The sequence below is a fragment of the Lacibacterium aquatile genome (assembly GCF_042683105.1).
GTDB lineage: Bacteria > Pseudomonadota > Alphaproteobacteria > Elsterales > Elsteraceae > Lacibacterium > Lacibacterium aquatile.
Map to the genome: position 1 here is coordinate 50,662 of NZ_JBHUIP010000005.1, position 18,765 is coordinate 69,426.

Sequence of the window (18,765 nt, forward strand, 5' to 3'; positions counted from 1 at the left end):
AGAGGATGCAGAAACGAAAAAGCCCCGCCGGTGAGGGCGGGGCTTTTGTTGTTTGCGTTGGCCTACCGGGCTTCGCCCTACTTGAGGCCGGTTTACGCTGGCCTACCGGGCTTCGCCCTACTTGAGGCCGGTTTACGCTGGCCTACCGGGCTTCGCCCTACTTGAGGCCGGTTTGCGCTGGCCTACCGGGCTTCGCCCTACTTGAGGCCTAGTTCGCCAGACGGCTTTCGGTCAGCTTGGCCATGGCAGCCAAGGCGGCTTCGATCTGCTCGGGATCGGCACCACCGGCCTGGGCCATATCGGGACGGCCACCGCCGCCCTTACCGCCGACGATCTCGGCACCTGTACGAACCAGATCAACCGCGCTGATCTTGGCCATCAGATCCTCGGTCACGCCGACAACCAGCGAGACCTTGCCCTCGTCCACCGCCGCCACCGCGACGATGCCCGAGCCGAGGTCCTTCTTCATCTGGTCGACCATGCCCTTGAGCTCGCGGGCCGGAACGCCGTCGAGACGGCGGGCCAGGAACTTGGTCCCGGCGATTTCCTGCACGGCCGAGGCACCAGCGCCGCCACCACCGCTCGCCAGCTGCTTGCGGGCTTCGAGCAGTTCACGCTCCAGACGCTTGCGATCCTCGATCAAGGTCGCAAGGCGGGTCGGCAGATCGTTGGTCGCGACCTTGAGCGTCGATGCAGCCTGACCCAGCAGGGCTTCTTCGCCATCCACATAATCAAGAACCGCTTCGCCGGTGATCGCTTCGATACGGCGGACACCAGCAGCAACGGCGCTTTCCGACAGGATCTTGAAGGCGCCGATGTCACCCGTGCGGCGCACATGGGTGCCACCGCAAAGCTCGACCGAATAACGGCCCTTCACGCTTTCATCCTCAAAGCCCATGGCGACGACGCGGACTTCTTCGCCGTATTTCTCGCCAAACAGCGCCATCGCGCCTTCCTCGATGGCCTTTTCCGGGGTCATCAGGCGGGTGGTGACTTCGGAGTTCAGACGGATACGGGCATTGACCGAGCGTTCGACCGTACGGATTTCCTCCGCCGTGATCGGGCGCGGCTGTGCGATGTCGAAGCGCAGACGTTCCGGCGCGACCAGCGAGCCCTTCTGGGTCACATGCTCGCCCAGCACGCGGCGCAGCGCCTCATGCAGCAGATGGGTCGCCGAATGGTTGGCACGGATCTTGGAACGGCGGACGTTATCGACGGTCAGGGCAACCGCCTCGCCGACCTTGACGCTGCCGGTCAGCACGCCGGTATGGATGAAGAGATCGCCCAGCTTCTTGGTGGTATCGGCAACGGCAACGCTGCCCGATGCACCCTGAATGGTGCCGGTATCGCCCTGCTGACCGCCGCTTTCGCCATAGAACGGCGTCTGATTGACGATGATGGTGACATTGCCGCCCTTGGCTTCGACAACCGGCTGGCCATCGACCACGATGGCGACGATCTGGCCTTCGGCGGCTTCGGTGTCATAGCCGAGGAACTCGGTCGCGCCGACCTTCTCGCGCAGTTCGAACCAGATCTTGTCGGTCGCGGCATCGCCCGAACCGGCCCAGGCCGCACGGGCCTTGGCACGCTGGGCTTCCATCGAGGTATTGAAACCGTCGAGGTCGACCGACTTGCCCTGCTCGCGCAGCACGTCCTGGGTGAGATCCAGCGGGAAGCCGTAGGTATCATAGAGGGTGAAGGCGACATTCCCGGGCAGCACGCCCTTGTCGCCCAGCTTGCCGGACTCATCGCCCAGCAGCTTCAGACCGCGGTCCAGCAGTTGCTTGAAGCGGGTTTCTTCCAGCTTCAGGGTTTCGGTGATCAGCGCACCGGCGCGGCCCAGTTCCGGATAGGCCTTACCCATCTGAGCGTCGAGCGCCGGGAACAGCTTCCAGAGCAGCGGCTCGCGCGCACCGATGATGTGGGCATGGCGCATCGCGCGGCGCATGATACGGCGCAGGACGTAGCCGCGACCTTCATTGGAGGGCAGCACGCCGTCGGCAATCAGGAAAGCCGAGGAGCGCAGGTGATCGGCGATCACGCGGTGCGAGACCTTGTGCGGACCATCGGGATCGGAGTTCGACGCATGGGCCGAAGCTTCGATCAGCGAGCGCATCAGGTCGACATCGTAATTGTCGTGTTTACCCTGCAGGACCGCCGACAGACGCTCCAGACCCATGCCGGTGTCGATGGAGGGACGCGGCAGCGACACGCGCTCGCCGCCCGCCATCTGCTCAAACTGCATGAAGACGAGGTTCCAGATCTCGATGAAACGGTCGCCATCCTGGTCGGCGCTGCCCGGCGGGCCGCCCCAGATCTTGTCGCCGTGATCGTAGAAGATTTCCGAGCAGGGACCGCAGGGGCCGGTATCGCCCATCGACCAGAAATTGTCCGAGGTTGCGATGCGGATGATGCGATCTTCGGGCAGGCCCGCGATCTTCTTCCAATAGCCAGCCGCCTCATGGTCATCGTGATAGACGGTGACCAGCAGCTTGTCCTTGGCGAGGCCATATTCCTTGGTGATCAGGGTCCAGGCATGCTCGATCGCCTGTTCCTTGAAATAGTCACCGAACGAGAAATTGCCAAGCATCTCGAAAAAGGTGTGATGGCGCGCGGTATAGCCGACGTTATCCAGATCGTTATGTTTACCGCCCGCGCGGACGCACTTCTGCGAGGTGGCAGCGCGGGCATAGTCGCGCTTCTCCTGGCCCGTGAAGACGTTCTTGAACTGCACCATACCGGCGTTGGTGAACATCAGCGTCGGGTCGTTGCGCGGCACCAGCGGGCTGGAGGCGACGACCTCATGTCCATTCTCACCGAAATATGAGAGGAATTTGGCGCGGATGTCGTTAGCGGTCTGCATGCTCGTCCCTATGAGATAACGTCGTCTGCTACGTTTCTGGGCGCCCTATACTCTTGCCAGGGCGGACATGCCTTGTAACGTGGGGATGACCCACCTGTCCACAAGCCTTAACGAGCCCCCGATGAGTGACCAGCACGCCCTTCGATATCCCGTTTCGGTCAAGGCCGTGCTGTTCGTCGAAGGGCGCTGCGTGCTGCTGAAGAACGAGCGCGACGAATGGGAACTTCCCGGCGGCAAACTGGAAGCGGGCCACAGCCCCGAACAGACCGCCATCCGCGAGGTATGGGAGGAGTTGGGCATTGTCGCCAAGATCGACCGGATTCTCGACAGCTGGATCTACCGGGTGAACGGTATCGACGTGCTGATCGTGACCTACCTCTGTTATGCCGAGGGGGCGCTGCTCAAAGATCTGAAGATCAGCGACGAGCATAAGGAACTGCGGCACTTCGCGCCGAAGGAGATCGCGGGGCTGAACATGCCGATGGGCTACAAGCGCTCGATTGCAGCGGCGCGGGAGTAGCGCCCGGCCGCTGAATTGTCCCCGAAGCAATACTCCGATTGCTCTCCAGCTGTTCCATCCGGCACCACTGATGAAACCCCAGGGGAGACATCATGCAGGTCCGGCTGTTTCAACTCGACTCCTTCACCCGAGAGCGGTTCCGGGGTAATCCCGCCGCCGTCATGCTGCTGCAGGATTTCCCAGCCGACAGCGTGATGCAGTCCATCGCCGACGAGAACAATCTCGCCGAGACCGCGTTCCTGGTGCCGGATGGAGAAGACTATCGCCTGCGATGGTTCACGCCGAAGGTAGAGGTACCGCTATGCGGACATGCGACTCTCGCCGGCGCCGCCGTGGTGATGGAACGTCTGGAGACGGGCCGTCGGCAGGTAACTTTCCACACCGCCAGCGGCCCCCTGCCGGTCGAACGTACAGACAGCGGCTACCGCATGGACTTTCCCACCCGCGCGGCCAAGCCGGTCCCGCCTCCACCAGGACTTACAACCGCCCTGGGAGCCACGCCGGTCGAGGTTTATGGCAACGCCTTCAATCTCATGGTGCTGCTGCAGGATGAGGCGGCGGTCCGCAGCCTTGTCCCGGATATGGAGGCGATAGCGGCTCTGCCCTATCCAGGTGTCATCGTCACGGCTCAGGGCTCCGAACCCTATGATTTCGTCAGCCGCTATTTCGCCCCGGCCAAGGGTATTCCAGAGGATCCTGTCACCGGCGGCGCCCATACCATGCTGGCGCCATTTTGGGCCGGGCGGCTGGAAAAGTCGGAGTTCCTGGCTTATCAGGCGTCACGCCGCGGCGGCGAAATCCGCTGCACCCTGGTCGGTGATCGCGTGATGCTGGAGGGGGCCTGCATCTTCTATTTCGACGGAACGGCAGAGATCTGAAAACAAAAGGGCCCGGATTTCTCCGGACCCTTCTATCTCGTAGCCTAGCGGCCTCAAGCAGCGAAGCGGTAGACCAACGCCAAGACTCTTACTGCGCTTCCTTGATACGGCCGTCGATCTTCGGCTCGTAGGGCGAGTTGGCGCCGATGTAGGCGGCAACCGCTTCTTCGAGGTTCGGACCGAAGTCATAAGCGTCGATGGCCTTTTCCTTGAACGGGGTATAGCCGTCACCGCCACGACGCATGAAGTCGTTGGTGGCAACCGAATAGACCGCGTTCGGATCCAGCGGCTTGAAGCCTGCGCCGTCAGCCACTTCGACCGAAACCACGCGGCTCATCGCGGGCTTCTTGCGGTCCCAGGTGATGCGGAGACCGGCAACCTGCGGGAAGCGGCCCTGCTCTTCTTCGACCTTGGAGAAGCCGTTTTCGAGCGAGGCGACGATGTCGCTGCCCTTCAGCTTCATGGTGGCGATGGTGTTCTGGAACGGCAGCACCGTCAGAACTTCGCCCAGGGTGACCGGACCCTGATCGATGGAGGTACGCAGACCGCCGCCGTTCATGATCACGATCTGAGTGCCCTTAGCCTTGGTGGCGGACATCAGAGCGTCCGACACCAGGTTACCCATGGTGCATTCCTTCTGGCGGCAATTCTTGCGGTCGCCATCGATAGCGGCCTTGGCTTCACCGACCGGGCGGTTCTTCAGTTCCTGGATCGGCTTGTCGAGCGCGGCGATGCGGTCGGCGGTTTCCTTGTCTTCGGCAACCGAACCGTCGAGCAGGATCGGGTCGCCATTCCAGGAGGTAGCTTCGCCCTTGGCGTTGAAGGTCACGTCGAGACGGCCGAGATACTTGGTGTATTCGCCAGCCTGGACCAGCAGGGTCTTGCTGCCGTCCTTCTTGTTGACGACGACCGGCGCCGGAGCCACGGCATCCTTGGCGGTGTTCGACAGCAGCGAGTGCGAATGGCCACCGGCGATCACGTCCAGACCATCGACCTGCTGGGCGATTTCGGTTTCGCGCACGAGGCCGATGTGGGTCACGGCGATGATCTTATTGACGCCCTGCGCCTTGATCTCGTTGACGTATTTCTGGATCGACTTGATGTCGTCCAGGAACTTCACGGTCGGACCCGGCGAAGAGGTGATCGGCGTGTCCATGGTGATGCCGCCGATGATGCCGATGCGCTGGCCGCCGCGTTCGACCACGATGTACGGCTGCACGAGGCCCTTCAGCTTCGGTTCGCCCGACAGATCGATATTGGCGGTGACAACCGGGAAGTTCACACCCGTCAGATAATCGGCCAGCACGGCCGGACCGGCATCGAACTCATGGTTGCCGAGGGTCGCGGCATCGAGACCGAAGCGGTTGACGATTTCCTGGTCGGCGCGGCCCTTGTAATGGGTGAAGAACAGGGTGCCCTGGAACTGATCACCACCATGGACGAACAGCAGATTGCCCTTCTTCGCCGCGATCTCGGCCTTGATTTCCTTCGACTTGGAAACGATGCGCGCCATGCCGCCGAAGCACTTCTTTTCGGCCGCGTCCTTGTCCGAGCAGGCCGAGCCGGTGGCATTGGTCTGCTGGAGGCGCGAATGGAGATCGTTCACATGCAGGATGGTCAGCGTGTAGTTACCGGCGCTCTGCGCATAGGCAACACCGGAAAGACCGGCGGTCATGGCCGTGGCGGCCAGAAGCGCCTTGAGGGTGCGGGAGGTCGTGGACACGGTGTGAAGCCTCGTTTTTATGGGTTGTCCAACGGGAACACTGACCGAGCGGTCAGCGCTGTAACAATAGGCTAGAAGTTTGCCGCCCCCCTGACAACGAGTTGTTCGTTAACGAGGCGCATGTTTCTCTCTAACACCCGAAGGTGAAAGGTATGTGATGCGCCCGCGTTTTGATGGAACACAAAACTATATCGCCGACCGCGACCTGCTGGTTGCCGTCAATGCTGCCCTCACCCTGCAGCGCCCCTTGCTGCTGAAGGGCGAGCCCGGCACGGGCAAGACCGTCCTGGCGCAGGAGATCGCCCGCGCCCTCGGCATGCCTCTGCTGTCCTGGCACATCAAATCGACCACCCGCGCCCAGCAAGGGCTTTACGAATATGATGCGGTATCCCGCCTACGCGACAGCCAGCTTGGCGATCCGCGCGTTTCCGACATCGCCAATTACATTGTGAAGGGTAAGCTCTGGGAAGCCTTCGCGTCGGAGACACCTTGCGTTCTGTTGATTGACGAGATCGACAAGGCGGATATCGAGTTTCCGAACGATCTGCTGCACGAACTCGACCGCATGGAGTTCGATGTCTATGAGACGCGGGAGACGGTGACAGCGAAAAACCGGCCGGTAGTGCTGATCACCTCCAACAACGAAAAGGAACTGCCCGACGCCTTCCTACGTCGCTGTTTCTTCCATTACATCCGCTTCCCGGAAGCCGAGACGATGGCCAAGATCGTCGAGGTGCATTACCCCGGCATCAAGGCCGATCTGGTGCAGGCCGCCCTCGCCGCTTTCTTCGAGTTGCGGTCGGTGAATGGCCTGAAGAAGAAGCCCGCGACCTCCGAATTGCTGGATTGGCTGCGTCTGCTGGTGGCCGACGATATCTCGCCCGCCGAACTTCAAGCCAAAGGTACCCTGCCCCCGCTTTCGGGCGCGCTGTTGAAGACGGAGCAGGATGTGGCGCTGCTTGAGCGTCTGGCAGCCCGACGCTAGATGTTCATCGGCTTCTTCTACGCCCTGCGCGAGGCGGGCATTCCGGCAACAGCGACCGAGCTGCTGACGCTCATCGAGGCTGTAAAGCAGAAGGCGGCCGACTGGACGCTAGATGATTTCTATCATCTCTCCCGCGCCTCCCTGGTCAAGGACGAGCGGATGATCGACCGCTTCGACCGGGTCTTCGCCAGCTATTATTCCTGCATCGCCTCGGGCGAGCTGACACCCCAGACCATTCCCGACGAATGGCTGCGCAAGATGGCTGAAAAATATCTCTCCCCCGAGGAGATGGCCGAAATCCAGGCGCTGGGCGATTTCGACGCCATCATAGAGACACTCCGGCACCGGCTGGAGGAGCAGAAGGGTCGCCATCAGGGCGGATCGAAATGGATCGGCACAGCCGGAACCTCGCCGTTCGGAGCCTATGGCTATAATCCGGCGGGTGTGCGTATCGGGCAGGAGGAAAGCCGTAACCGTCGGGCGGTCAAGATCTGGGACAAGCGCGAGTTCAAGGATCTCGACAGCAATGTCGAACTTGGCACCCGCACGCTGAAGCTGGCCCTTCGCCGTCTGCGCCGCTTTGCCCGCACTGGGGCCGCGAGCGAGTTGGACCTGCCCGGCACGATCGATGCCACGGCGGCCAAGGGCGGGCTGCTGGATATCAAGATGCGCCCGGAGCGGCATAATGCGGTGAAGGTTCTGCTGCTGCTCGATATCGGCGGGTCGATGGACGATCATGTGCGCCTTGCCTCCGAATTGTTCTCCGCCGCCAAGGCCGAGTTCAAACATTTCGAGAGCTTCTATTTCCATAACTGCGTCTACGAGAAAGTCTGGCGCGACAATGCCCGGCGCCAGCAGAGCGCACTGTCGACGGCCGAACTGATCCGCACCTATTCAAGCGACTGGCGCCTTGTCTTTGTCGGCGATGCGTCGATGAGCCCTTACGAGCTGGTCTCGCCCGGCGGCAGCGTCGAACATTGGAACGAGGAGCCGGGCGAAGTCTGGCTGAAACGGCTGATCACGCATTTCCGCCGAGCGGCCTGGCTCAACCCCGGCAAAGAGCGTTTCTGGCCCTATACCCCATCCATCGAGATGATTCATGGGCTGATGGGTGGGCGGATGTACCCGGTGACATTGCAGGGCGTCGACGACGCAATGCGCGATCTCATTCATTAACGCTTGATGCTGCACTGCGCTTTAAGCTTGAAATAATGCCAGTAAGATTTCAGCGGAGTAGCCCGGTCGTGAAGCCTCGCCTGTTGATCACCCGTCATTTGCCCGACGCCGTCGAAGCCCGGGCCGCTCGCGACTATGACGCGACCTTTTCGACCGATGCCGCGCCCGTTACTGCCGACAAGCTGCTGGAAGCAGCATCAGGCCACGATGGCCTGCTGATCACAGGGTCGGACAAGATGACCGCGGCTGTGGTCGAGCGCCTGCCCGCCTCCGTCAAGATCATCGCCACCTTCTCGGTCGGTTATGAGCATATCGATGTGGCTGCCTGCAAGGCGCGCGGCATCATCGCGACCAACACGCCCGACGTGCTGACGGATGCGACAGCCGATATCGCCCTGCTGCTGATGCTGGGCGCCAGCCGCCGGGCCTATGAAGGCGAACAGGCGGTACGCACGGCTGCCTGGAAGGGCTGGATGCCGACCCAACTGCTGGGGATCCAAGTGACAGGCAAGCGCCTTGGCCTCTATGGCATGGGCCGGATCGGTCAGGCGACAGCCCGGCGTGCCAAGGCTTTTGGCATGGAGATCCACTACCACAACCGCCGCCCCATCGACCCCGCTATCGAGAAAGAACTGGGCGCGACCTATCACGCGACCGCCGAAAGCCTGCTGAAGGTCTCCGACGTCTTGTCGCTCCATGCCCCGGCAGGTCCAGAAACCAACGGCTTCCTGAATGCCGAGCGGATTGAACTTCTACCGCCCAAGGCCATCGTCGTGAATACGGCTCGGGGGACGCTGATCGATGACGATGCCCTGATTTCGGCCCTTAAGTCCGGACGGCTTATGGCGGCGGGACTGGATGTTTTCGCAGGGGAGCCAAACATCGACCCGCGCTATCGTAGCGTGACGAATAGCTTCCTGCTGCCCCACCTGGGCAGTGCCACCCTCGAAACCCGCAACGCCATGGGTTTTCGCGCCCTTGATAACCTCGATCGCTTCTTCCAGGGCAGCGAGCCCGGCGATCGCATCGCATAGGCTTTACGTTGGTATGACATTGGTGATGGTTGCACTCACCCAGGCCGGTAGCTAGGCTAGCCGATGAGTAATAACGGGTGGCAAGCCTTGCGCGATGGCGACCAAGCGATTCGCCTTCGGATTCGTCTGATCGGTTTGTCAGCGAAGGCCGAGGCATCGATAACAGCGGCGGTTGATGGCGCTCCGTTTGATCTTGCCCATGACGATGGCGAGAACTCGACCGACATTCTTGTGATCCATGCTGGCCAAGTTGCGGGCTGCGCTGTCGGCGCCGCCCTCACCCTTGCCATCTATGACGATGAACGCGACCTGGCCGGTATCGTCGCCGACGATGTCCTGCATGCCGATGCTCCGTTGGTCGAATGGCGTTATCGTCTGGCCCAGCTTCGGCAGCTGGCACTGGTGCGCTATGGCGCCGCCTCGGTCGAATCCGACCGTTACGCCCTGATGGTGCTGGGCGCCAATGACGGGCTGTGGCACTGGGACCTCACCACCGGCTATTTTTACCATGCACCCCGCTGGTCCGCGATCATGGGGTACGAACAGGAGGAAGTCGGCCATTCCATCGAGGATTGGCTGGGTATGGTCCTGGAAGAGGATCGTCTGTGGGTCGATGCCACCCTGGAAGAACAGGTAGATACGCCTTCCGGCGCGTTCCTGATCGAATATCGCGTCCGCTGCAAGGACGGCGGCGTGCGCTGGATGCTGTGCCGTGGCTCTGCCGTCTCGGACACTCAGGGCGGGCGCGCAAAACGTCTGGCGGGCTCGCAGTCCGACATTACGGCCCGCAAGGAGGCCGAACATTCGCTGAAACTGTCCGAGGAGCGCTATGCCCTGGCGATGCAGGCGGCCAAGGACGGGCTGTGGGATTGGGATCTGGCCACCGAAACCGTCTATTTCACCCCGCGTTGGAAAGAGATGTTGGGGTATCTGGATGATCAGGTCGGCAATAAGCCAGACGAATGGTTCGAACGGGTGCTGGAAGACGACCTGATCTGGCTGCAGGCGGTAATCGAAGCGCAGATCGCAGGCCAGGATGAACCGTTCCAGATCGAATATCGCATGCGCCACGCCGACGGGAACGAGCGCTGGATGCAATGCAGCGGCATGACCCTGCGCGATTTCGACGGCAGGGCCATCCGCATCGTCGGTTCGCAATCGGATATCACCCCGCGCAAGGCTGCCGAAGCGCAGGTGCTGCATGACGCCTTCCATGACCGCGTCACCGGCCTGCCGAACCGCGCTCTCTTCCTTGACCGAGTATCCCAGGCGCTACGCCGCCCGGATTCCCGCTCGACCGTCATGGTGCTGGAGCTCAACCGGTTCCGCTCCGTCGCCAATAATCTGGGTCTGGCCCAGTCCGATGATATCCTGCGCCAGATCGCCCGCCGCCTGAGCGCCGACATCCGCGGGACCGAGACTTTGGCGCGTATCGATACCGCGCTTTTTGGCCTTATCCTCGACGAGGTGGAGGCAGAAGAGGCGATCCTTAAACGCGCCGAGGATCTGCATCAGCTTTTGAAACCGGCCCTGCCCATTGAAGGTGGCATAAGCCTCTTCATCACCGCTCGCGTCGGTGCCGCTACCGGCCTACATGGCGAAGCGCCCGAACAGATCCTGCGCTCTGCGTCGCGGGCCATGAACCGGGGCGACCGCGAAGGTTCCCGCTCCGTCACCATCTTCAGTGATGTTGATCGTGAACTGGCGCTGAATGCTCTGGAGTTGGAGGGCGAACTACGCCAGGCCATCGAGATGGGGGGGCAACTGCGCCTCTTCTATCAGCCGATCGTCGATCTCACTTCCGGCAGGCTGGCGGGCTTTGAATCGCTTATGCGATGGATCCACCCGGTCCACGGGTTGATCTCCCCTGCCCACTTCATTCCGCTGGCTGAAGAAACTGGGTTGATCGTCAAACTGGGCGAAGTCGCGCTGGCCGAAGCCTGCAAGCAGGCCAATCTCTGGCAGGCGCAGAACCCGTCCAAAAGCGGCCTCTTCATCAACGTCAACGTCTCGCCCCTGCAATTGGCAGAGCCCGACTATCTGACCCGGATCGAACGGATCCTGGAAGAATACGGCACGCCACCTGCCGCCCTGAAACTGGAAATCACCGAAAGCACGGTTCTAGGCGACGTCGACCGGATGATTTTCATTCTCTCAGCTTTGAAAGACATGGGGCTGAAGCTGGCCATAGACGATTTCGGTACTGGCTATTCTTCCCTTTCCTATCTGCATCGGTTCAAGTTCGATGCCGTCAAGATCGACCAGTCGTTTGTGCGCGCCATGCGGCAGCGGGAAGATAACACCCTGATCATCCGCATGATCGCGGAACTGGCGCGCGGATTGGGTTGCGAGGTGATAGCGGAAGGGATCGAACTGCAAGGCGAAGTGCAGCGGCTTTCCGAACTCGGCTGCATGTACGGCCAGGGCTATTTCTTCAGCCCGCCACGCGACCCCGACACCGCCAGCCGCCTGATCGAGGCCTCCTTCAATGTCGGACAGGAAACCGTTATCGCTGATTGACCTATACGTTTGCGTGCTTCCTCCAGTAATGTCGCATGAATAGTTGATGCTTAGAGAATGACCCACACCATGAGCACGAACGTTTCCAACGAAGATATCCTTCGCGCGATCCACGATATCGGCGGTGGCCTGCACCGTGAAATCGCCGGGTTCCGCCAGTCGCTGAATACCGCCGCGAAGTCGATCAACGAGCAGAAGTTCGAAGAAGCCAAGCTCCTCGCCCGCGAGCTGGAGGAGCTGTCACAGCACATCAGCCACACCAAGCGCGAAATCGCGCTCATGAATGCCCAGGCTGAAAGCGGCACCCTGTCTTCGACCACGTTCGAGTTGGACGCCATCGTTCAGCAGACCGAAGACGCCACCAACAACATCATGAATGCCGCCGAAGCCATCGACGATCTGGCCGCCGGTATGAACAAGGATGATCTTCCCGCCGAGGAGCGCGCCGAAAAGGCAGCCGCTATCAGCGCCGAAACCATCAAGATTTTCGAAGCCTGCAACTTCCAGGACATCACCGGCCAGCGCATCCGCAAGGTCGTGAAGATGCTGACCTATATCGAAACCCGCATCGACAATATGGTCCGTATCTGGGGCGAGCGCGATATCCAGGCATTGACCGACGAAGTATCGAGCGAAGTCAATCCCGCCCAGGGAAGCGATGAATCGTTGCTGAACGGGCCGCAGTTGCCCGGCGGTGGCGTCAGCCAGTCCGACATCGATAATCTGTTCCGGTAGTCTTGACTGCTTCGAACTTGCTGAGATAGTCGAAGCGTCGTTCTTGACCGCAGATTACTTCGTCGGTCAAACATAGCGGAATCGGCCTAAAGCAGTGACTTTGGGCCGACCGACATTATATTATCCGGGGCATCATGGATCTCGATGACATTGATCGTTCGCTCATTAAGCTGCTGCGCAGTAACGCCCGCCTGCCAGTCGCCACGTTAGCGCGTCGGGTCGGACTCGCCCGTTCGACGGTTCAGGAGCGGATCGACAGACTTGAGCGGATCGGCGCGATTCGGGGTTATACTATATTGCTGGGTGGCGGCGTGTCCGCCCCCATTCAGGCCTTTCTGTTTGTCCAGGCCCCCCAGCGCTTTCCTGCCATTCTAGAAGTTCTGGAAGGCATACCGGAAGTTGTCGCGGCGACCAACCTCACCGGCGACATCGATATGGTGATCGAGATTGCCGCCGCTTCGACGGAGCGTCTGACAGAAGTCCGCGCCAAAATTGCGCAAGTCGATGGGGTTCATCGCTTGACGACCGCCCTGGTCATGGGCCGTCCGGTCGAGCGGCGTTAACAATCCTCCGAGCGATCTGTACGAAGCCAGCCCGCTCTTTCAAATACTCAGCGGCTCCAGACCAATGTCGGTTTGGAGCTGACAAAAGCTGCCAGCGCTTCCTGACGGTCCCCCGCTTCCTGAAGGGCGATGTCGGCTGCGACTGCCAGAAGCGCCTGCAGTTCCTGCAAGCCATGCTCCCCAGCCTCTAAAGCCAGAGACTTCAAACAGTTGCCGATAGCACCTGCAGCTTTGGCGGTTTCACTGACTGCATGTCCACCAATCATCGCGGATCTCCCTCACCAATCCCAGCCATTGAAACATTTATGTTAGAAAGGTCAAATAAAAACGATGCATACATATGTATTCATCGAATGGAGATACATGGAAAATCTCATCCTTACCTTCGTTTTCCTTGAATCGAGTTACCTGGCTTCAAAGATTGGCGCATCACCCTTTCTGAACGCGCACTAATGATCAACACATATACAACAGTTTATATCTGTTATTGCCGGAACAATCATTGCGAACCACTGGGATTATGGGTACAGTCCACCCAATCCTAAGCATTTTAACGGAGCGATCCGGCAATGCCGTCATCCCCCCGCCCCCCTGCGGTCCTTTCTCAAATCGGCAATACCCCCCTGATCGAGCTGACACGCTTCGACACCGGCCCCTGCCGATTGTTCCTGAAACTTGAAAATCAGAACCCCGGCGGATCCATCAAGGATCGCATCGCGCTGACGATGATCGAAGCCGCCGAACGGGATGGCCGACTGAAGCCTGGCGGTACGCTGATCGAAGCAACCGCTGGCAATACCGGCCTTGGGCTCGCCCTCGTTGCGTCCGCCAAGGGCTATCGGCTGATCCTGATCATTCCCGACAAGATGGCCCTGGAAAAGATCAACCATCTGCGCGCCCTGGGGGCCGAGGTGCGGATCACCCGCTCAGACGTGGGCAAGGGTCACCCCGAGTATTATCAGGATATGGCAGAACGGCTGACCGCCGAGATTCCGGGCGCCGTCTATATCAACCAATTCGCCAATGCCGCCAATCCCTTGGCCCATGAGATCGGCACCGGGCCGGAGATCCTGGCCCAGATGGATGGCGACATCGACGCGATGGTTGTCGGCGTCGGCTCCGGCGGCACGCTGTCCGGCCTCGGACGCTTCTTCAAGAATAAGTCCCCCAAGACCAAGATGGTGCTGGCCGATCCTCGCGGATCGATCCTGGCGGATCTCATCAAAACAGGCCGACATGACGAGCCGGGCTCTTGGGTCGTCGAAGGCATCGGGGAGGATTTTGTCCCCCCTATCTGCGATCTCTCGCTCGTGGGCGACGCCTATACGATCACGGATCAGGAAGCGCTGCTAACGGCCCGCGATCTTCTGACCAAGGAAGGCATTCTGGCAGGCTCCTCTACGGGCACTCTGCTGGCCGCCGCTTTGCGCTATTGCCGGGATCAGACGGAACCTAAGCGGGTCGTCACCCTCGCCTGCGATACTGGCAACAAGTATCTGTCGAAGATGTTCAACGATTTCTGGATGGGCGATCAGGGTTTCCTCGATCGCCCGCGCCATGGCGACCTTCGAGACCTTATCTCGCGTCGCCATGACCTGGGACAGGCGGTTACCGTGACCGCTGGTGACACGCTGCTGACCGCCTACAAGCGCATGCGGGTTGCCGATGTGTCCCAACTACCCGTCGTCGAAGGCAGCCGGATCGTCGGTCTACTGGACGAGTCCGACCTGTTGATGCGGGTTGTCGGCGCGACCGACCATTTCTCGGACCCCGTCGCCAGCGCGATGAACGCCAAGCTGGAAACGATCGACGCCTCGAAATCCATCACGACTCTGACGGAAATTTTTTCCAAAGATTACGTTGCCCTGGTGGTCGACGGTGACCAATTCCTGGGGCTGATCACCCGCATCGACCTGCTCAATCACCTGCGTCGCAAGATTGCCTGACGGAAAGCTTCCAATGACCGACACAAATCCGCCGCGCGCCAATCGCGCAGGTTTCTCGACCCGCGCCATCCACGCCGGTCAGTCCCCCGACCCTACCACCGGCGCCATCATGGTGCCGATCTATGCGACCTCGACCTATGTTCAGGAAAGCCCCGGCGTCCACAAGGGCTATGAATATTCGCGATCCCATAATCCGACCCGCGGAGCCTACGAGCGCTGCATCGCCGACCTTGAAAGCGGTACCCGCGGCTATGCCTTTGCCAGCGGGCTTGCCGGCACCTCGACGGTACTGGAGCTTTTGGACAGCGGCGATCATGTCATTGCGATGGATGACCTCTATGGCGGGACCTATCGCCTGTTCGAGCGGGTGCGTAAGCGCTCCGCCGGCCTGGAGTTCAGCTTCGTCGATATGACCGATATCAAGGCGGTCGAGGCTGCAATCCGCCCCGGCAAGACCAAGCTGATCTGGGTCGAGACCCCGACCAACCCCATGCTTAAGCTCGTTGACCTTAAGGCAGTTGCAGAGCTTGCCAAGAAGCACGGGATTCTGACTGCCGCCGACAATACCTTCGCCAGCCCCTACGTGCAGCGGCCGCTGGAATTGGGCTTCGATCTCGTGATGCATTCGGCAACCAAATACCTGAACGGCCATTCCGATATCGTCGGCGGCATCGTCGTCGTGGGTGATAATGCCGATCTGGCCGAGCGCATGGCTTATCTGCATAACGCTGTCGGCTCGATCCAGGGGCCGTTCGATAGCTTCCTCGCGCTGCGCGGCCTCAAGACGCTTGCCCTGCGCATGGAGCGTCATTGCTCGAATGCAGCGGCATTGGCTGCCTGGCTGGAACAGCATCCGGCCATCGAAAGCGTGCGTTACCCCGGCTTGACCTCCCACCCCCAGCACGAGCTGGCCAAGCGCCAGATGCATGCCTTCGGCGGCATGATTACCATCGTGCTCAAGGGCGGCCTCGATGCGGCGCGCAAGTTCCTGGAGCGGACCGAGCTGTTTGCCTTGGCTGAAAGTCTGGGCGGCGTCGAGAGCCTGATCGAACATCCGGCTATCATGACTCACGCCTCGATCCCGCCGGAGCAGCGTCAGGCCCTCGGGATTGCGGACGGCCTCGCCCGCCTGTCGGTCGGCGTTGAAGATCTGGAAGACCTGAAGGCTGATCTGGCATTTGCCCTGAACGGACTTTGATGTCCCCTTCCCCATCATAGTCACATGATGGGAAGGGCTCACCCCTCATGACATCGCGATAGCGCAAAAGAACAAACGCCGCTGGAAACAGCGGCGTTTGTTAAAGTCTCAACCTGCACTCACGTCAGATGGAGTAGCGCACCTGAACAGGCTTCTCGTCCGACGTGCCGGTATCTTTGTTGTATTCCTCATAGCCGACGGGGATCGTATAGGCTACATCGCCATCATTAAGACCTTCGATCTTGACGAAGGTAACAGTGGCATGATCGATCAGTCCCTGCGAGATATCCACAGCACTTTCGACGGCCATAGACGGCGGCGCCTCCGAGGGACCAACCGGCTTTGTCGCCTGCCGATCATTTTTGACAGCCTTTTCAACCTGCTCTAGCGAAGCCCCTGCAGGCACAGTCGACTTCGGTTCCGGAGCAACAGGCGTCGCGACGGGCATACGGGAAACACTCGACATAAAGGGCGTTCCGCCCTCTAAACTCGCTACTGACATTTCACACCTCTATCTTCTTTAGAGGGAACAATCCTGGCAGTTCAGATAATAATCTATTACAGCCACCAGCCGGACGCAAGCTAAACTCGACCTATGCAAGAAGAAACTAATCGTCACGGCCAAAGGCGCGGCAGAAGCACTCAACTTAAGATATGGGAGAATATCCGGCAGCCATTTGAACAAGATTAGGCAGCCGAAAATGTCAGTCTATTTTTTTGCCACCCCCGCTATTTCGCACAGAAAATAAGTAACTCTTCCCCGTGAATACCAACAAGGTCCTAAAAAAAAGGGGAGGCCGAAGCCTCCCCTTTCCAGTCGACATAACCTGTCGACAGATCGCCCGATTAGCCGAAGAGGCTGAGGATGATCTGCGGACGCTGGTTGGCGATCGACAGCGACTGCGACGACAGCTGCTGCTTAATCTGCAGCGAGGTCAGGGTAGCCGATTCGACGGTCAGGTCGGCGTCGATCATGTACGACAGACCGGCCTTGGTCGCATCTTCAACACCAGAGTTGAACTTAATCTGGTCGTTCAGACGGGTGTTCAGAACGCCGATACGGTTCAGAGCGGTACCGATGTTGGCTTCCGCAGTCGCGAACGACAAGTTGTTGGCAAGCAGCGAAGCAGCCGAGCTGAAACCGCCATTGACAGCAACCGACATCGCCGAGAATGCAGCAACGACCGAGGTCGCAACGGCAGTCAGAGCCAGCTGGTTACCGATGGCATCACGGATGACCGAGAAGTTGGTGCCGTTCGAAACCATGTTCACGCCGTTGTAGTCTGCGGCCTGAGCGTAGTTGACGAGCGAAACCATCTGCTCGGCGTACTGGTTTTCCAGCTGGGCGCGGGTGTCGCCGGTAACGTTCGCATCGGCGAGCTGGACGAGCGTCTTGCGCATGTCCTGCACTTTGTTCGAGATGCTGTTGACGGCGGTGTTCGCAACCTGGACCGAACCCAGGGCGTTGCCCAGCTGACCGTTGACGGCAGACAGACCCGACAGCTTCGAACGGATGTTCTGGCTGACGGCGTACAGCGCACCGTTGTCAAACGCATCGGCGATGTTGAAGCCGGTCGAAACCTTCTTCTGCGTACGATCAAGCTGATCGCCCGTGACGTTCAGGATGCGGGCTGCGGTCATTGCCGAAAGGTTGGTATTCGTGGAAATAGGCATTCTTGCCTCCAAATCGACTGTTTATTGCGACTAAGCCACTTCATGTGGCCTCTGCAATATTTACCGTCAGGATTTTTTAGTCAAAATCTTAAGTATTCATTTTTATATGAGAACAATAACATTATGTTATTTGAGATCAACGAGATCAATTACAATAAGTTATATACAGGAAACGATATCACCAACATCGGCAGGAAAGACTTCCCAACAAACAGTCTCCCCCAACGGACGTTTCACAAAAAAAGGGGAGGCCGAAGCCTCCCCTTTCCCAGTCGACATAACCTGTCGACAGATCGTCCGATTAGCCGAAGAGGCTGAGGATGATCTGCGGACGCTGGTTGGCAATCGACAGCGACTGCGACGACAGCTGCTGCTTAATCTGCAGCGAGGTCAGAGTAGCCGATTCAACCGTCAGGTCGGCGTCGATCATGTACGACAGACCGGCCTTGGTCGCATCTTCAACACCAGAGTTGAACCTAATCTGGTCGTTCAGACGGGTGTTCAGAACGCCGATACGGTTCAGAGCGGTACCGATATTGGCTTCCGCAGTCGCGAACGACGCGGTAGCACCAAGCTGCGAAGCCGCAATGGTGAAGGTCGATGGAACGATTGCCAAACCGGAGAAAGCAGCAACAACCGAGGTCGCAACGGCAGTCAGAGCCAGCTGGTTACCGATGGCATCACGGATAACCGAGAAGTTGGTGCCGTTCGAAACCATGTTCACGCCGTTGTAGTCAGCGGCCTGAGCATAGTTCAAAAGAGACGCATATTGTTCGGCATACTGGTTTTCCAGTTGAACACGGGTGTCGCCAGTAACGTTCGCATCGGCGATCTGGACGAGCGTCTTGCGCATGTCCTGCACTTTGTTCGAGATGCTGTTGACGGCGGTGTTCGCAACCTGGACCGAACCCAGGGCGTTGCCCAGCTGACCGTTGACGGCAGACAGACCC

At 59.8% G+C, this 18,765-nt stretch carries 16 protein-coding genes; 10 read left to right on the forward strand and 6 right to left on the reverse strand.

The window, feature by feature from the left end:
• Window positions 1-208: 208 nt before the first annotated feature.
• A complete protein-coding gene (gene alaS / locus ACFSM5_RS07270) occupies window positions 209-2,863 on the reverse strand; it encodes an alanine--tRNA ligase (protein ID WP_379875647.1) in 2,655 nt (884 codons plus the stop codon).
• A 121-nt stretch (window positions 2,864-2,984) separates the two neighbouring features.
• Between alaS and ACFSM5_RS07275 the strand changes: the two genes are divergently transcribed.
• Window positions 2,985-3,383, forward strand: a complete 399-nt coding sequence (locus ACFSM5_RS07275) for an NUDIX hydrolase (protein WP_379875648.1) — start codon at window positions 2,985-2,987, stop codon at window positions 3,381-3,383.
• Between the two features lie 92 nt (window positions 3,384-3,475).
• A complete protein-coding gene (locus ACFSM5_RS07280; protein ID WP_379875649.1) occupies window positions 3,476-4,261 on the forward strand; it encodes a PhzF family phenazine biosynthesis protein in 786 nt (261 codons plus the stop codon).
• 88 nt (window positions 4,262-4,349) lie between these two features.
• Here ACFSM5_RS07280 and ACFSM5_RS07285 read toward each other — a convergent pair whose 3' ends face one another.
• A complete protein-coding gene (locus ACFSM5_RS07285) occupies window positions 4,350-5,984 on the reverse strand; it encodes a bifunctional metallophosphatase/5'-nucleotidase (protein ID WP_379875650.1) in 1,635 nt (544 codons plus the stop codon).
• Between the two features lie 157 nt (window positions 5,985-6,141).
• Here ACFSM5_RS07285 and ACFSM5_RS07290 point away from each other — a divergent pair, with 157 nt between their 5' ends.
• From ACFSM5_RS07290 to ACFSM5_RS07315, 6 genes are all read left to right on the forward strand, one after another.
• Window positions 6,142-6,969 (forward strand): AAA family ATPase, encoded by an 828-nt coding sequence (locus tag ACFSM5_RS07290; protein WP_379875651.1) that lies wholly within the window; start codon window positions 6,142-6,144, stop codon window positions 6,967-6,969.
• Entirely contained in the window at window positions 6,970-8,145 is a 1,176-nt protein-coding gene (locus tag ACFSM5_RS07295) for a vWA domain-containing protein (protein ID WP_379875652.1), read from the forward strand.
• 68 nt (window positions 8,146-8,213) lie between these two features.
• Complete coding sequence (locus ACFSM5_RS07300) at window positions 8,214-9,179, forward strand: 2-hydroxyacid dehydrogenase (RefSeq protein ID WP_379875653.1); 966 nt, start codon at window positions 8,214-8,216, stop codon at window positions 9,177-9,179.
• Between the two features lie 63 nt (window positions 9,180-9,242).
• Entirely contained in the window at window positions 9,243-11,699 is a 2,457-nt protein-coding gene (locus ACFSM5_RS07305; protein WP_379875654.1) for a putative bifunctional diguanylate cyclase/phosphodiesterase, read from the forward strand.
• 69 nt (window positions 11,700-11,768) lie between these two features.
• Window positions 11,769-12,434: a protein phosphatase CheZ gene (locus tag ACFSM5_RS07310; RefSeq protein ID WP_379875655.1), complete on the forward strand. Its 666-nt coding sequence runs from the start codon at window positions 11,769-11,771 to the stop codon at window positions 12,432-12,434.
• 134 nt (window positions 12,435-12,568) lie between these two features.
• The gene (locus ACFSM5_RS07315; RefSeq protein WP_379875656.1) at window positions 12,569-12,997 is read left to right on the forward strand and encodes an Lrp/AsnC family transcriptional regulator; all 429 of its coding nucleotides are present in this window, start codon (window positions 12,569-12,571) and stop codon (window positions 12,995-12,997) included.
• Window positions 12,998-13,044: 47 nt separating this feature from the next.
• On the opposite strand, the gene ACFSM5_RS07320 is transcribed toward ACFSM5_RS07315, so the two are convergent.
• Entirely contained in the window at window positions 13,045-13,263 is a 219-nt protein-coding gene (locus tag ACFSM5_RS07320) for a hypothetical protein (protein ID WP_379875657.1), read from the reverse strand.
• Between the two features lie 303 nt (window positions 13,264-13,566).
• Between ACFSM5_RS07320 and ACFSM5_RS07325 the strand changes: the two genes are divergently transcribed.
• Both ACFSM5_RS07325 and ACFSM5_RS07330 read left to right on the forward strand, forming a co-directional pair.
• Entirely contained in the window at window positions 13,567-14,943 is a 1,377-nt protein-coding gene (locus ACFSM5_RS07325; protein ID WP_379875658.1) for a pyridoxal-phosphate dependent enzyme, read from the forward strand.
• Between the two features lie 13 nt (window positions 14,944-14,956).
• Window positions 14,957-16,141 (forward strand): cystathionine gamma-synthase, encoded by a 1,185-nt coding sequence (locus ACFSM5_RS07330; protein WP_379875659.1) that lies wholly within the window; start codon window positions 14,957-14,959, stop codon window positions 16,139-16,141.
• A 124-nt stretch (window positions 16,142-16,265) separates the two neighbouring features.
• Here the strand turns inward: ACFSM5_RS07330 and ACFSM5_RS07335 are convergent, their stop codons facing one another.
• The 3 genes from ACFSM5_RS07335 to ACFSM5_RS07345 all read right to left on the reverse strand — a co-directional run.
• On the reverse strand, window positions 16,266-16,451 hold the full coding sequence (locus tag ACFSM5_RS07335) for a hypothetical protein (protein ID WP_379875660.1): 186 nt from the start codon (window positions 16,449-16,451) through the stop codon (window positions 16,266-16,268).
• 536 nt (window positions 16,452-16,987) lie between these two features.
• Window positions 16,988-17,815, reverse strand: a complete 828-nt coding sequence (locus tag ACFSM5_RS07340; protein ID WP_379875661.1) for a flagellin — start codon at window positions 17,813-17,815, stop codon at window positions 16,988-16,990.
• Window positions 17,816-18,116: 301 nt separating this feature from the next.
• On the reverse strand, window positions 18,117-18,765 hold a 649-nt coding region (locus ACFSM5_RS07345; protein WP_379875662.1), incomplete at its 5' end, for a flagellin.